Source organism: Rhizobiales bacterium NRL2 (assembly GCA_001664005.1).
GTDB lineage: Bacteria > Pseudomonadota > Alphaproteobacteria > Minwuiales > Minwuiaceae > Minwuia.
Genome location: CP016093.1, coordinates 756,204 through 770,831 on the forward strand (window position 1 = coordinate 756,204; position 14,628 = coordinate 770,831).

The window sequence follows — 14,628 nt, forward strand, 5'->3', positions numbered from 1 at the left end:
CAGAGTACCACCATGCCCGACACCGCGCCCGCCTTCGACGCCCGCCAGGACGATCTGGTGCTTTCCGACCTGATGGACCTCACCGCCAAGGCCGTGGACTCGGCCGACCGTTACAAGCAGGTGGCCATCTCCACGGTGGCGAAGATGGTCCGCGACGACGAGGGCCGCATCGATGCCCAGAAGATGGAGATGAACCAGTTCGCCTGTCACGGTCTGGCCTGGGTCGCGACCTATGTCGAGGCTTTGCGCGAGCTGCGCAACTGGGCCGGCCGCATCGACGAGGAAGGCAAGCTGGGCGAGCTGGAGCGGCTGATCCTGCAGGCCGGCTTCGGCGAATACCTAGCCCAGCTGGGCAATGGCATTCCGATGAACCAGGGCGAGGTCGTCCGCCCGCAGGATCTGGGGCTGCAGATGCGCTCCGTCGACAAGCTGGCCACCCAGGCGGTGCGCAAGCTGATCTTCCAGGGCAACACGCCGGCGGTGCGCAGCCGCATCGCGGTGCTGCTGGACGGCGCGCTGGAGACCGGCAATTTCGGCGAGCCGGGCCTGGACGAGACCTTCCAGATGATCCGCGACCAGTTCCGCCGCTTCAGCGACGACAAGGTCGCGCCCCACGCCCACAAGTGGCATCTGGACAATGAACTGATCCCGCTCGAGATCATCCGGGAGATGGGCGAGCTCGGCGTCTTCGGCCTGACGGTGCCTGAGAACTACGGGGGCCTGGGCCTGGGCAAGATGTCCATGTGCGTCGTCTCCGAAGAGCTTTCGCGTGGCTTTATCGGCGTCGGCTCGCTCGGCACCCGTTCCGAAATCGCGGCCGAATTGCTGCTGACCGGCGGCACCGAGGAGCAGAAGCAGCGCTGGCTGCCGGGCATCTGCTCGGGCGAGATACTGCCCACGGCGGTCTTCACCGAGCCCAACACCGGCTCCGACCTCGCCAGCCTGCGCACCCGCGCCGTGCGCGACGGCGACGTCTACCGGATCACCGGCAACAAGACCTGGATCACCCACGCCGCCCGCGCCGACGTCATGACCGTGCTGGCGCGCACCAACCCCGACGAGCCGGGCTACAAGGGCCTGTCCATGTTCTTCGCGCCCAAGCCGCGCGGGGAGGAGGGCAACCAGTTCCCCGCCGAAGGCATGTCCGGCGGCGAGATCGAGGTGCTGGGCTATCGCGGCATGCGCGAATACGAGCTGGGCTTCGACGGCTTCGAGGTTTCAGCGGAGAACCTGCTCGGCGGCGAGGAAGGCAACGGCTTCAAGCAGCTCATGGCGACCTTCGAGAGCGCCCGCATCCAGACGGCCGCACGCGCGGTCGGCGTCGCCCAGAACGCCATGGAATGCGGCATGCGCTACGCCAGGGACCGGCTGCAGTTCGGCAAGCCGATCTATGCCTTCCCGCGGGTGCACGGCAAGGTCGCCTGGGCCGCGGTGGAGACCATGATCGCGCGCCAGCTCACCTATTATTCCGCGCGCGCCAAGGACGAGGGCCGGCGCTGCGATCTGGAGGCCGGCATGGCCAAGCTGCTGGCCGCCCGCGTCGCCTGGGCCAATGCCGACAACGCCGTGCAGAGCCATGGCGGCAACGGCTTCGCCCTGGAATATGAGGTCAGCCGCATCCTCTGCGATGCCCGCATCCTCAACATCTTCGAGGGCGCCGGCGAGATCCAGGCGCAGGTCATCACGCGGCGGCTGCTCGACGGCGCGAACTAGGCCAGGTTGGCCCGCCGGGGATGGCTCGGCTGGCCGGCGGGCCTTCTGAACCGGCCCGCGCGCCTTCTGTATCGGCCCGCCCCCGAGTGCGGGGATGACATCGGCCGTCCGTTCCGCGATCCTGCCCCATGCCAACGGCATTGGGGAGCAAGCACATGGCGCGCACGTCGGAATATCTGCAGCGGGCCGCCGACCGGGTGATGATCCAGGATCTGCTGGCCCGTTACGCCTGGGAGGTCGACCACGGCGACCCGGCCGACTGGGCGGCGCTGTTCACCGAGGACGGAATCTTCGAGATCCCGGCGGTGAAGGTGAAGGCGGAGGGCCGCGCGGAACTGGCCGAGTTCGCCGCCGACCTGCAGCGCGCGATCCCGAACGTCCATCACGTCCAGACCAACTTCGTCATCGAGCTGGACGGCGACCGCGCATGGGGGCGCTGTGAGCTGAACGAGTTCATGGCCCGCCCGGAGGCGGTCTATCCCAACCTGCAGGGCTGGTACGAGGACGACTACCTCTACCGGGGCGGGCACTGGCGGATCGCGCACCGGCGGGTCTTCACCGCCGAGCCGAAGAGCACGGTCACCGGCAAGGTCGGCGAGCACTTTCAGCCCTTCCACGAGATCTGCAAGACGAAGTGGCGGAAGACCTGACCGCCGCCTGACGGACGGCCGCCGCGGGCCGCGGTCCCTATGATGCCCCATACCGCGCCAGCAGGGCCGCGCATTCGGCCATCTGCTCGACGTCGTCGAAGGCCGGCACGCCCGCAGCCTCCAGCTTCGCGAACCAGTCCGCCCTGTGCGGCAGGGTGCCCATCATGGCGTGCATGAAGGGCACCGGGCATTCTCCGGCCAGTTCGGCCAGCGCCGCGACGACCGGGTCGGCGTCGACCATGAAGGGGACCACGTGGATGCCGAGCACGGCGTCATAGCCGTCGAGGCCGTGATCCAGCAGCGCGCGGAAGGCCATGCGGAAGCGGTCCTCGCGGGCGTCGGCCAGCAGGTCGATCGGGTTCGCGACCGACGCCTCGGCGGGCAGGTTCGCCGCCAGCGCTTCCGCCATGGCGTCGGGCAGGGGCGCGAGCTCCAGACCCCCGGCGGCGGCCTCGTCGGCGCAGATCACGCCGGGCCCGCCGGAGTTCGACAGCACCAGCACGCGCCGGCCCATGCCCCCGGGGAATGCGCCAAAGCCCTTGGCCGCCAGCATGAGCCGTCTGAGCGAGCGGACACGGATCGCGCCGGCCTCGGCGAGGAAGGCGTCGATCGCGGCGTCGTCGGTGGCCGCCGCCCCGGTATGGGCGCCGGCGGCGCGGCTGCCCGGCGCGGTGCGTCCGCCCATCAGCGCGATCACCGGCTTCTTCGCCGCGACCGCCCGGCAGGCGGCCACGAAAGCGGCGGGGTCGGCGACGCTCTCGATATAGAGCAGCACCGCCGAGACCCGGTCCTGGGCGCCCAGATAGGCGAGATATTCGGTGACGCCCAGATGCATGGCGTTGCCTACGGAGACCACGGTGCCGAGCGGGATGTGGCGCTGGTTCGCCGCGGCGATGGCCTCCTCGGCGATGGCGCCGGACTGGCTGATCAGCGCCACCTCGCCCATTGCGTTGGGACCGGGCGGCATGTCGCGCAGGAAGGTCGCGGCGAAGCGCCGGTCCGGGGCGAGCGAGATCAGCCCGGCGCAGTTGGGGCCGGCCACGGTGATGCCGTGGCGCGCAGCGATCCCGCGCGTCTCCCGGTCGCGCGCCGCGCCTTCCGCGCCGGCCTCGGCGAAGCCGCCGGGCAGGATCAGCACGTTCCGGTGGCCGCTCCGGCCCGCCTCGTCGAGCGCGGCCGGGATCAGGTCGGGGCGGATGACGATGACACAGAGGTCCGCCGGTTCGCCGATATCCGAAAGCGATGTCTTCGCCGCATGTCCGAAGATGGTGCCGCCCTTCGAGTTCACCGGCACGACACGGCCGGCGAAGCCCGCGATGGCCAGGTTGCGCATCACCGCCCCGCCCGAGGATGTCGCCCGTTCTCCCGCGCCGACGACCGCGACCGAGCGCGGGCGGAAGAACGGGTCCAGGTTCACAGCGGCAGATCCATCTCGGCGATGACCGGCACGTGGTCGGAGGGCTTCAGCCAGCCGCGCGCGGGTTTGACCACCTCCAGCGCCCGCGGCGCGTCGGCCAGCGCCGGCGTCACCCAGACATGGTCCAGCCGCCGGCCGCGGTCGGCGGCCTCCCAGTCCTTCGCGCGGTAGCTCCACCAGGTGTAGAGCTTCTCCGATTCCGGCACGAAGCGCCGCACCACGTCCTCGAAATCGTGGGCGGCGTACCAGCGGGCCATGCGCTCCACCTCGACGGGCGTGTGGCTGACCACCTTGAGCAGCTGCTTGTGGGACCAGACGTCGTTCTCGTGCGGCGCGATGTTGAGGTCGCCGACCACGACGAAGCGGTTGTCGGCGGCGCGGCGCTCGGCGAACCAGGCGGTGACCTCGTCCAGGAACTGCAGCTTGTGGGCGAATTTCTCGTTCTTCTCCGGGTCCGGCTCGTCGCCGCCGGCGGGGACGTAGAAATTGTGCAGCTCCGTGCCGTCGGCGAAGGTCGTCGCCAGGTGGCGGGTGTCGTCCTTGCCGCACCAGTTGCGCCGCTCGACCGCCGTGAAGGGATGCTTCGAGACCGTGGCGACGCCGTGATAGTTCTTCTGTCCGAAGAACTCGACATGCGGGAAGCCCATCTCGCGGAAGGCGTCGGCGGGGAACTTGCCGTCCTCCACCTTGGTTTCCTGAAAGCAGATGACGTCGGGGCGGTGCTCGGCGGCGAACTGCTCGACGATGGGCAGGCGCAGGCGGACGGAGTTGATGTTCCAGGTGGCGATGCGGACGGCGGTCATGCGGGCTCTTTCGTCGTTTCCTGAAGCAATGATCGACGGCGCCCCTGGACTTGATCCAGGGGCCCAGCGAACAATAAGGACTGGGTCCCGGGGTCAAGCCCCGGGACGCCGTATCTTGTGACGTCGGTTGCGTCCATCAGAACAGGCTGAAGGTGCCGCCGGTGATGCCGAGCGGCCAGCGGCCGGCCTGGAACAGGGCGAACTTGCGCGCGAAGGCGTGGTCCTCTTCCTCGGCCGCGGCGATCACCAGCGCGGCCTGGTAGGCGGCCTGGGCGGCGGCCCCGGCGGCGGCGCGGATCAGCCCCTCGTCGGCCACGCCGAAGCGGCTGGCGGCGACGGCGGCGGCGCCGTGGACGGCCTCGGAGGCCTTCGAGGTGACGTTGGTCAGCGCCACCAGCACCGTCTCCTCGTCGCCGGCGAGTTCCACGGCGCGGTCCGACAGCGCGGCGCGGAGCTGCTCCTCCGCCTCCCACCAGGCGGTGTTCCACTCGGGATTGCGCGCGGCCTCCTCGGCCTCCTCCCAGTCCATCACCTGGACCACGTCGCATTCGGGAAAGCCCAGCGCGGCGAGATAGTCCTCGGCGTCGCGGCGCTCGGGCTCCGAAATCCGCTCGCCCACGGCGGCGAACCAGGAGACATGGCCCAGCGTCGCGGCGAAGCGCGACAGCGCCGCCACCGTCGGCGGCAGATCGTCCAGCGGGACCGGCGGCTCTTCGTCGTCCCCGTCCTCGAAATCATCGAACATCGACATGGAGCGCGAGCCTATAGCGCCGGCGCGCCAAAGGGAACGCCCTGCCGTGAGGTCGCGGCTCTCCTGCGGACGCCCCGCTGACGGAAGCACTCCGGCGTGGGTCCCGGCTCGCGCCTCGCTTCGCTCGGCTTGTCCGGGATGACACCGAGGGGGACGCCGCAACAAATGGTGTCATCCCGGCCGCAGCGCAGCGGAGAGCCGGGACCCATGCCCGAGCGGTTCAGAAGGCGCGCCGGCCAGCCCGGCCATCCCCGGCGCGCCGACCGGCAGGACCGGGCCGATTTGCCTTTTCCGCCCCGGCGGCGCATGGTGGGCGACAGGACAGCAATCCTGCCATTCTGTCCTGCAAGTCATTGTCATGAATAGTTCGAAGGCAGACACATGAACGCCCCGCACCCGCGAATCCCGCATCCCGGACCCGCCGCCCGGCCCCGCCGCGGCATCGCGCTGACCCCGATGGAGACCCGCCGCAGCGTCATCGTCGACATGGCGGTGCTGGCCGACGAGCTGGGCTACGAGCTGTTTTCCGTGCCCGAGGGCTGGGGCTTCGATTCGACCCTTGTGCTGACCGAGATCGCGCTGAAGACGAAGCGCCTGCGGCCCATGTCGGGCATCCTCTCGGTCTGGAGCCGCACGCCCGGCGCCATCGCCATGAACGCGGCGACGCTCTACGACATTTCCGGCGGGCGTTACGTGCTGGGTCTCGGCGCCAGCACGAAGGCCCTGGCCGAGGGCTTCCACGGCGTGCCCTTCACCCGCCCCCGGCGCAAGCTGACGGCGACGGTGGACGAGGTGCGCCGCCTGCTGGCGGGCGAACGCGCCGACCTGCCCGATGCGATCGAGACGCGGCCGCTCCGGCTGGGGCAGAAGCCCGCGCCCGGCCTGCCGATCTTCATCGCCGCCATCGGCCCGAAGACGGTGCGCGACGCCGCCCGCCACGGCGACGGCTGGTTTCCCTACTACGTCACCCGCGACCGCTTCGCCGTCTGGGCGCCGGAGCTGCGCGAGGTGCGCCGCGCCGCCGGGCTGGACCCGGCAGCCTTCACCGTGCTGGGCGGCCCGACGGTCTCGGTGAAGGCCGACGCCGCCGCGGCCCGCCAGGCGGTGGCCACCAACGTCGCCTGGTACATAACGGCGATGGGCGACGTCTACGCCAACTCGCTCCGCAAGCAGGGCCACGCCCGCGCGGTGGAAGAGGTCATCGCCGCCAACCCGAAGCCCAGCCCCTCGCAGGGCGTGGTGCCGGAGACGGCGGAGGTGCTGCTGGACCAGCTCACGGCGTACGGCGATCCGGACCGGGTCGCGGCGCAGCTCGCGAAGTGGGACGCCCGGGTCGACGTCAACATGATCGGCCTCGCCCCGGGCGCGCCCTGGGACGAGATCGAGGCGATACTGCAGGCGTCCGCACCCGCGGCCGCGTCCTCCGGCGTCACCGGCGACGCGGCCTGAGCGGACGTGCCCCTGGCCCCGGAACAGGGCCGGGGCAGGCCGCGATCCGCGACCTGAAACATCCCGGCGCCCTTGGGCTCGACCCAAGGGCCCAGCGAACAGAAGAACTGGGTCCTCGGGTCAAGCCCGAGGAAGCCGCCCCGGCGGCTCAGCCCAGCCGGTTCTCGATATGGCGCGCCAGCTCGACCGAGGCGCGGCCGTCGACCAGCAGGCCGTTGTCGCGCTGATAGTTGCGGATCGCCGCTTCGGTCTGGGCCCCGTTCTGCCCGTCGACCGGGCCCGGGTCGTAGCCGAACTTGTGCAGGCCGGCCTGGACGCGCGCCACCGCCGAGCGGTTGGCCTCCCGGTCGTCCGACGCCCAGACCGGATCGCCCAGGTCGAGCATGTCCTTGTCGGTCAGCACGCCGGTCAGGCCGCCGGCCGCGGCGCCCAGCAGCGCGCCCTGCAGAAGCGACAGCCCCGTCACCGCGCCGACCGCGGTGCCCGCGGCCGCGCCGATGCCGGCGCCGCTCAGGCCCCGGTCCTGCTGCGAGGACCCGCAGGCCGCCAGAAAGGCCCCGAGGGCCACGACAGCAATGATGCGTTTCATGAGACAGAACTCCCTGGTCCGGGCGTGACGGGACGGCGACGGCCGCCCTCCGGCCCGGTCAACCGTACATATATAGGGACTCTTGCGCGAACCTGTCTGGATGGGGCCGGATCAAGCGTACGGCCCACGGCCACATGACCCCAAGCGGAATGATGTAGGTGATTCGGGGCGATTGCGCAGCGGAAGGAGTGGCGCGCGCGGCATCGTTGGCGAAGTAAGTCGCCCAGGTTGACGTCAACATGCTTGGCCTCGCACTGGCCCGATATCGAAGCGATTCTGGAGACGGGGGCAGCAATGCCCCTCAATAAAAAAGTCTAATCAAATTCCAATACAATAAACTCAGGACGCATTTGAGTGACGCAGGTTTTGGTAGTCATTGAGTCTCATTTTTAATCTATTTCTTAGAGACTTGTCCGATACTGGAATGAAATGTCGTCCATACTGGGCATTTTGCCTGAATGTACATCTAACAAGATGTCCGTTCTGAAAGCTCTCAATCAAACTCCAGGTAATAGTGTCACCGCTAATATCTTCACAAAAGTAGTATCTCAGAGGAAACATTTGTTGATAAAATTCGCCTTGGCGTATTCCATCAAACTGGAGGGGCAAATTTTCTAGCCGGAAACTAAAACGCTCTCCAGTAGAAATATTGGTGTATATTACTGGTATGCTAAATGAACTACTCTCTATCAACGTATTTCCCGTTAACATTCTGCCCTGTCTTCCAACAGCCTTAAGTTCAATTCCAATTACTTTCCCGCTTTTCAAAAAGAAGCTGTCTGGTGGATTCAGGCGGGTCGGCGGATGTATGTCAATTCGCTCTGTTCGTACTTCACCCTCAGAAATATCATTAAAATTTAGTTTTCGAAATTGAGTTTCTAATTTGCCTATTCCTGCCAGTATTGATTTATTTACATAATATGTCATTTGAGAGGGCTCATTAGGCAGCTTGTTTGCTGACCCGTCTTCGTAGAAAATCTCTATTTCTTCAATATTAGCAACAAGTCGATTTTCAGAAAGGCTTATTTTTATTGGCTCATATTGCGCTCCCGCACTCAGATCAATTGATATCATGCTATTATTCTTGGAAATATCCGGATTTTGTTTATCAAATTCTAAATGAAATAAATCGACGCCATGCCTTGTTGCTACATCAATGGCGCCTGATTGGAAGCCGGCAGTAGTTATAAACGCGGACTTGTTCGCCCCGTTATCGATACATTTTGTGACAAACGCATCTAAATCTTCGGCTGTTGCCTTCTTCTTCCGATTTTTAACCTCATAGAGAACCAAATATTTGTGAAGACCTAGGCTGAATCTCGCTACAACATCAAACTGTCTGCCGTTGATCGTCTCATTCCAACGTACATCTGCGCTGGACGTCGTCAGCGCATTAATGCCGGCTACAATTCTCTCAAGATACTCATCATCCCGAATCATAAGAACTATTTACCAGTACCGAGGATAGTAACTCAAGTGCCAGTGAAGATCCGTGTTGCAAACCTTTCTGCTTCTCGGAGCTCCCCCTCACGGCACCACCACGACCCGACCCATCGCCTGGCGTGAGGTGACGATCTTCATGGCCTCCTGGAAATCCTCCAGCGGCAGGACGTGGGAGGTGTGCAGGCTGAGCCGGCCCTCGCGCCACCACTGCAGCATCCGCTCGACGTCGGCGGCCAGCCGGTCGGCGTGTTCGTAGCGCACGTCCTCCCGCCCCCAGCCGCAATAGTATCCCAGGAACAGCCCGCAGACGGAGATGTTCTTGACCAGCAGGTGGTTGGCGGGGATCAGCGGGATGTCGCCGCCGGCGAAGCCGATGGGGCAGATGCGCGCGCCGGGCGCCATGCAGCGGAGCGACTGGCGGAAGACCTCGCCGCCGACGGGCTCGTAGACCGCGTCGACGCCGCGGCCATCCGTGATCTCCATGACCTTCTGGCGGAAATCGTCCTCGGCGTAGTTGATGACGTGGTCGGCGCCGTGTTCGGCGACGAAGCGGCATTTCTCCGCAGTGCCCGCGGTGGCGATGACCCTTGTCCCCAGCGCCTTGCCGATCTCGACCGCCGCCAGGCCGACGCCGCCGGCCGCGCCGTGGACCAGCAGCCATTCGCCTTCGGCGACGTCGAGCTGATGCCGCCAGGTCAGCGCCGCCATCGACGTCGCGTAGGAGGGCGAGAGGCTCGCCGCCTGGGCGAAATCCAGGTCGTCGGGGATGGGGTAGAGATTGGCGTCGTAGCCCGCGGCCTCCTCGGCCAGCGCGCCCCAGTCGATGATGCCGGCGACGCGGTCGCCGACCTTCAGCCGCTCGACGCCTTCCGCGACCTCGGTGACCACGCCGGCCACCTCGCCGCCGGGCACGTAGGGCATGGCCGGGCGGCGCTGGTAGTCGCCCGTCGCCATCAGCCGCAGCGCGATCGACAGCGGCGCGGCCTTGACCTGGATGCGCACCTGGCGCGGCTTCAGGTCCGGCCGGGGCGCGTCATGCTCCAGGACCAGATTCTCGAACTCGGTGAACTCGTGGATACGCACGGCGCGCATGGCTTCGCTCCTCCCCAGTTGCGATGCGGCGCGATCATGGCCCGCGGGGGCAGGGACGGCAACCGGTCCCGGCGCGGGGCGGGCCTGCGCGGGCGGAAAGACTCTGGCGTGGGGCGCGGTGAAATAGCCGGCGCCCCTGGACTTGATCCAGGGGCCCAGCGAATCGATGGACTGGGTCCCCCCGGAACGGGGTCCGGGGCAGGCTCGTCAAGCCCCGGGACGCCGAATTGAGCAGTGGAGCGGGACGGGTTTCCATGACTCAGAAGGCGCGCGGGCCGGCCCCACCATCCCCCGCGCGCCGAGCGGTAATGCGCGCCGACCGGTAACGCCTAGCAGTACCGCTCCGGCGCTTCCCACTGGGCGGCGTTGTAGCGGTCGCCATGGCACCAGCCGACGGGGAGGACGCTCTCGATCCGGGCCATGTCGTCGTCGGAGAGGTCCATCTCCGCGCCGGCGACGCATTCCTTCAGGTGCTTGACCGAGCGCGTGCCGGGGATCGGCAGGACGTGTCCGCCGCGCCGCAGCAGCCAGGCGATGGCGAGGCTCGCCGCGGCCACGCCCATCTCCGCTGCCAGCGCGCGGAACTTCGCGTTGTACGCCAGATTGGCGGAGTGGTTGGGCTCCACGAAGCGCGGGTTGTTCTTCATGAAGCCCATGGTCCGGCAGGCTTCCAGGCTGTGCGGGCGGTCGGTCAGCAGGCCGCGCCCGACGGGCGAGAAGGCGACCAGCGCCGCCCCCAGCTCCTCGCAGGCCTGCACCAGGCCCAGCTCCGGCGCGCGGGTGGCGAGCGAGTATTCCGACTGCACCGCGGCGATGGGGTGGACGGCGGCGGCGCGGCGGAGCGACGAGGGCGCGATCTCCGAGTAGCCGATGGCCTTGACCTTGCCGGCCTTCACGAAAGACGCGAGGGTTTCGGTGACGTCCTCGATCTCGTGCGCGGTGTCGCGGCGGTGGACGTAGTAGAGGTCGATGGCCTCGACACCGAGACGCTTCAGGCTCTCGTCGAGCTGCTCGCGCATGTGGTCCGGGTCGTTGTTGAAGCGCCGCTCCGGGTCGCGCTGGATGCCGACCTTGGTGGCGATGGCGAACGGCGGCGCGCCGCCGCGGGCCTTCAGCCACTTGCCCAGCCAGGTCTCCGAGCGGCCGTTGCCGTAGACGTTCGCGGTGTCGACATGGGTGACGCCCATCTCCACGCAGGCGTCGAGGATGGCCATGGAGCCTTCCTCGGTCGCCGGCCCGTAGAAGTCGGCGAAGGACATGGCGCCATAGCCCACCGCGCTCACCTTCGGGCCGTCCGCGCCCAGTTTCCGCTGCTGCATTCCCTCGTTTCCCCTCTCGTTTCTTCTTTTCCGGTCTACCAGAGTTGGTCCAGCAGCGCCGCGAGCGCCTCGGGCGTGGCGATGTCCGCATCCGGCGCGCCGAGATGGGCGAGCTCGTCGGCCACAGCCTTTGCCACCAGTGGGATCTCGTCGCGCTTCGCCGCCGTGTCGGAGAGCCGGCGCGGGATCTCGAGGCGGTCGAAGAAGGCCTCGATCGCCGGCGCGGCGCCGTCGGCCCCGGGCATGCCCATGGCCGCCGCGATCTTCTGCTGGGCCGGACCGGTGCGGTCCTTCAGGAAGCGGGCCGCCGCCGGCAGGGCGATGCACGATGTCACCCCGTGGGGCACGTCCCAGCGCGCGCCGATCTGATGGCCCAGCGGGTGGCTGAGGCGGAAGCCGACCTTCTTCGCCCCCAGCAGACCCCAGATGGATTTCCATGCCGCGTGCTGGCAGGCCAGCCGGTCCTCCAGCGCCTCCGGATCGCGCGAGCGCGCCAGATGGGCCGTGAGGTCGGCGATGGCGCCCAGGCGCAGCGTCTCCAGCAACGGATGGCAGTCGGGCCACCACAGGCCCTCGACGGCGTGATCCAGGGCCTTGATGCCGGTGGTCAGCCACAGCTCCGGCGGTGTCGGGCGGCAGAGCTCCGGGTCGTAGAGGATGATCTCCGGCTGCATCGCCGGGTCGACATGGACGTGCTTGATGCGCGTCTGCTCGTCGGTCATGCCGGCGGCGAAGGTGAACTCGCCGGCCGAGAGCGTTGTCGGGATGACGATCTGGCGGGGCGGGGCCTCGCCGGCCTCCTTCAGCTTCAGCACGACCATCTTGGCGGTGTCGATGGGGCTGCCGCCGCCGAAGACGACGATGCCGTCGGCGCGGCCCTCGCGCGCCGCGGCCACCGCCGCGGTCACGGTGCTTTCCGGCACGTGCTGGGCGCAGCCGCTGAAGGTGCCGGCATGGCGGGCGCCCAGCGTCTTCTCGACCCGGCCGACGAGGTCCGTCTTCTCCGCCAGCGTCCGGCCGGTCAGCACCAGCGCCCGTTCGACGCCCATGTCGGCCAGCACGGCGGGCAGTTCGGCCAGCGCGCCGATGCCGCTGATCACGCGGTCCGGCCCGCATTCGGTGAAATCATGGATCATTGTGTCCCCTCCCCAGGAACCGAGAGGCGACAGCCTAGAGCCGTTCGCGGCGCGTGGGAACCGGCGCGCACGGCCCCTTGCACCCGGCGATTCGCGATCGGATATAGTAGATTGATGATTCGCAAGGGATTCGCCTGAGATGTCACGCCTGCTGCACAGGGCCTGGGCCGACTATCTGCAGCCGCTGCTGCGGCGGCCGGACCGGCTGCAGATCGCGGCGCTGTGTCACCGCGGCGCGTCCGACGGCGGGCGGGAAGTCCTGCTGGTGACCTCGCTGCACACGCAGCGCTGGATCCTGCCCAAGGGCTGGCCCATCGACGGGCTGGACTTTCCCCAGGCGGCGGCGCATGAGGCCTGGGAGGAAGCTGGCGTCATCCCGTCCGGCGTGACCGAGGCGGCGGTCGGGAGCTACTACTACGACAAGAAGCTGCGCGGCGGCGCGCCCGTCGGCTGCGAGGTCCGCGTCTTCGCTGTCGAGGTGGCGGAACTGGCCGACGACTACCCCGAGGCGGAGCGCCGGCGGCGGGAATGGCTTGCCCCGGCCGAGGCGGCATCCCGGGTGGAGGAACCCGAGCTGGCGGCGCTGCTGGCGGAATTTGCGACGCGGGCGCACGCGAACGCTTGAACCGCGGCCCTGCTGCGGCTAGGCAGAGCCATTCATGACAGTTTTGTGACAGTCCGGCGTCAGCCGGCCGGCGAAATGGCGGGGCCTTGAGCACGGACAGCGAGCCGAAGCAGTGGAAGACGCTCGACAAGGACCTGAACCGTATCAGCCGGGTCGAGTACGCCACGCGATATGTCGCCCGGCCGCTCGTCGGCGTCGGCGTCGCCTTCGCCTTCGTCGCCCTGGCGACGCTGGCCGCGGCGGTGACCTTCGGTCAGGCCCAGGGCGCGGTCTTCGTCGTCGCCGCCGCCGCCTTCGGGGCCTACATGGCGCTGAACATCGGCGCCAACGATGTCGCCAACAACATGGGCCCCGCGGTCGGCGCAAGGGCGCTGACCATGGGCGGGGCCATCGTCATTGCGGCGATCTGCGAAAGCGCGGGCGCGCTGCTGGCCGGCGGCGACGTGGTCTCGACCATCTCCAAGGGCATCATCGATCCGGCCGGCGTCGCCGACGGAAGCACCTTTACCTGGGCCATGATGGCGGCGCTGATCGCGGCGGCGCTGTGGATCAATCTCGCCACCTGGATCGGCGCTCCGGTCTCGACCACCCATTCCGTGGTCGGCGGGGTGATGGGCGCGGGCGTCGCCGCCGCCGGCGCGACGGCCGTCAACTGGCCCAGCATGGCCGCGATCGCGGCGAGCTGGGTGATCTCCCCGGTGCTGGGCGGTGTCATCGCCGCCGCCTTCCTCGCCTTCATCAAGACCTTCATCATCTATCAGGACGACAAGATCGCCGCGGCGCGGCGCTGGGTGCCGGTGCTGGTGGGCATCATGGCCGGCACCTTCGCCGCCTATCTCGCCATCAAGGGGTTCAAGCGGGTGATCGCCATCGACCTGCTGACTGCGCTGCTGATCGGCGCCGGCTCGGGCGCGGTCGCCTATGTCGTCACCGCGCCGCTGATCCGCCGTCAGTCGGAAGGCATGGAGAACCGCAACCGCTCGCTGAAGGAGCTGTTCGGCCTGCCGCTGGTGATCTCGGCGGGGCTGCTGTCCTTCGCCCACGGGGCCAACGACGTCGCCAACGCCGTGGGGCCGCTGGCCGCGATCGTCCACGCCCAGGAAGCCGGCGGCTTCGCCGGCAAGGTCACGATCCCCCTCTGGGTCATGGTGATCGGCGCGCTCGGAATCTCCTTCGGACTGGTGCTGTTCGGCCCGAAGCTGATCCGCATGGTGGGCAGCCAGATCACCAAGCTGAACCCGATGCGCGCCTATTGCGTGGCTCTCTCGGCCGCGATCACGGTGATCATCGCTTCCTGGCTCGGCCTGCCCGTCAGTTCGACCCACATCGCGGTGGGCGGCGTCTTCGGGGTCGGCTTCTTCCGCGAATGGGACAACGAACGGCGTGCGCGCAAGGGCAACCGATATGTTGCCGCCAAGCAGGTTGCACCGGAGGAACGCCGCCGGCGCAAGCTGGTGCGGCGCAGCCACTTCATGACCGTGATCGCCGCGTGGGTCGTCACCGTGCCAGCCACGGCGCTGATCTCCGGCCTGGTCTTCCTCGCTCTGGACGGCGCCTTTTCTTGATACGGATCAAGGGCCCGCTGCGGCCAATGCTTCACGATGTCTCCCGTGAAGGGGCGGGCTCCGTGTTCGGCGGGTC

General features: G+C 67.9%; 12 protein-coding genes. 5 read left to right on the plus strand and 7 right to left on the minus strand.

The features are described 5' to 3' along the window. Positions 1-12: 12 nt before the first annotated feature. Positions 13-1,713 (plus strand): acyl-CoA dehydrogenase, encoded by a 1,701-nt coding sequence (locus tag TEF_03545; GenBank protein ANK79964.1) that lies wholly within the window; start codon positions 13-15, stop codon positions 1,711-1,713. Positions 1,714-1,868: 155 nt separating this feature from the next. Then, the gene (locus tag TEF_03550; GenBank protein ID ANK79965.1) at positions 1,869-2,363 is read left to right on the plus strand and encodes a hypothetical protein; all 495 of its coding nucleotides are present in this window, start codon (positions 1,869-1,871) and stop codon (positions 2,361-2,363) included. 37 nt (positions 2,364-2,400) lie between these two features. Here TEF_03550 and TEF_03555 read toward each other — a convergent pair whose 3' ends face one another. From TEF_03555 to TEF_03565, 3 genes are all read right to left on the minus strand, one after another. After that, a complete protein-coding gene (locus TEF_03555) occupies positions 2,401-3,780 on the minus strand; it encodes a hypothetical protein (protein ID ANK79966.1) in 1,380 nt (459 codons plus the stop codon). Then, positions 3,777-4,583: an exodeoxyribonuclease III gene (locus TEF_03560; protein ANK79967.1), complete on the minus strand. Its 807-nt coding sequence runs from the start codon at positions 4,581-4,583 to the stop codon at positions 3,777-3,779. Before TEF_03560 ends, TEF_03555 begins: the two co-directional genes overlap by 4 nt. 136 nt (positions 4,584-4,719) lie before the next feature. Then, on the minus strand, positions 4,720-5,334 hold the full coding sequence (locus tag TEF_03565) for a hypothetical protein (protein ID ANK79968.1): 615 nt from the start codon (positions 5,332-5,334) through the stop codon (positions 4,720-4,722). Positions 5,335-5,790: 456 nt separating this feature from the next. Between TEF_03565 and TEF_03570 the strand changes: the two genes are divergently transcribed. Next, the gene (locus tag TEF_03570) at positions 5,791-6,783 is read left to right on the plus strand and encodes a hypothetical protein (GenBank protein ID ANK83255.1); all 993 of its coding nucleotides are present in this window, start codon (positions 5,791-5,793) and stop codon (positions 6,781-6,783) included. 148 nt (positions 6,784-6,931) lie between these two features. On the opposite strand, the gene TEF_03575 is transcribed toward TEF_03570, so the two are convergent. The 4 genes from TEF_03575 to TEF_03590 all read right to left on the minus strand — a co-directional run bounded on the left by TEF_03575 (position 6,932) and on the right by TEF_03590 (position 12,362). Continuing rightward, positions 6,932-7,372 carry a hypothetical protein gene (locus TEF_03575; GenBank protein ID ANK79969.1) on the minus strand — a complete coding sequence of 147 codons (441 nt, stop codon included), beginning with the start codon at positions 7,370-7,372 and terminating at the stop codon, positions 6,932-6,934. Between the two features lie 1,527 nt (positions 7,373-8,899). Next, positions 8,900-9,907, minus strand: a complete 1,008-nt coding sequence (locus tag TEF_03580; protein ANK79970.1) for a hypothetical protein — start codon at positions 9,905-9,907, stop codon at positions 8,900-8,902. Between the two features lie 329 nt (positions 9,908-10,236). Next, the gene (locus TEF_03585) at positions 10,237-11,226 is read right to left on the minus strand and encodes an aldo/keto reductase (protein ANK79971.1); all 990 of its coding nucleotides are present in this window, start codon (positions 11,224-11,226) and stop codon (positions 10,237-10,239) included. 35 nt (positions 11,227-11,261) lie between these two features. Next, positions 11,262-12,362 (minus strand): hypothetical protein, encoded by a 1,101-nt coding sequence (locus TEF_03590; GenBank protein ID ANK79972.1) that lies wholly within the window; start codon positions 12,360-12,362, stop codon positions 11,262-11,264. A 139-nt stretch (positions 12,363-12,501) separates the two neighbouring features. Here TEF_03590 and TEF_03595 point away from each other — a divergent pair, with 139 nt between their 5' ends. Together TEF_03595 and TEF_03600 are read left to right on the plus strand one after the other, a co-directional pair. After that, complete coding sequence (locus tag TEF_03595; GenBank protein ANK79973.1) at positions 12,502-12,987, plus strand: NUDIX hydrolase; 486 nt, start codon at positions 12,502-12,504, stop codon at positions 12,985-12,987. A gap of 86 nt (positions 12,988-13,073) precedes the next feature. Next, a complete protein-coding gene (locus tag TEF_03600) occupies positions 13,074-14,552 on the plus strand; it encodes an inorganic phosphate transporter (GenBank protein ANK79974.1) in 1,479 nt (492 codons plus the stop codon). Positions 14,553-14,628 lie beyond the last annotated feature (76 nt).

What these genes read in the sequence shown, in the direction of transcription:
- TEF_03545 (ANK79964.1), top strand. Translation starts at nt 13, where the DNA reads ATGCCCGACACCGCGCCCGCCTTCGACGCCCGCCAGGACGATCTGGTG.
- TEF_03550 (ANK79965.1), top strand. Translation starts at nt 1,869, where the DNA reads ATGGCGCGCACGTCGGAATATCTGCAGCGGGCCGCCGACCGGGTGATG.
- TEF_03560 (ANK79967.1), bottom strand. Translation starts at nt 4,583, where the DNA reads ATGACCGCCGTCCGCATCGCCACCTGGAACATCAACTCCGTCCGCCTG.
- TEF_03565 (ANK79968.1), bottom strand. Translation starts at nt 5,334, where the DNA reads ATGTCGATGTTCGATGATTTCGAGGACGGGGACGACGAAGAGCCGCCG.
- TEF_03570 (ANK83255.1), top strand. Translation starts at nt 5,791, where the DNA reads ATGGAGACCCGCCGCAGCGTCATCGTCGACATGGCGGTGCTGGCCGAC.
- TEF_03575 (ANK79969.1), bottom strand. Translation starts at nt 7,372, where the DNA reads ATGAAACGCATCATTGCTGTCGTGGCCCTCGGGGCCTTTCTGGCGGCC.
- TEF_03580 (ANK79970.1), bottom strand. Translation starts at nt 9,907, where the DNA reads ATGCGCGCCGTGCGTATCCACGAGTTCACCGAGTTCGAGAATCTGGTC.
- TEF_03585 (ANK79971.1), bottom strand. Translation starts at nt 11,226, where the DNA reads ATGCAGCAGCGGAAACTGGGCGCGGACGGCCCGAAGGTGAGCGCGGTG.
- TEF_03590 (ANK79972.1), bottom strand. Translation starts at nt 12,362, where the DNA reads ATGATCCATGATTTCACCGAATGCGGGCCGGACCGCGTGATCAGCGGC.
- TEF_03595 (ANK79973.1), top strand. Translation starts at nt 12,502, where the DNA reads ATGTCACGCCTGCTGCACAGGGCCTGGGCCGACTATCTGCAGCCGCTG.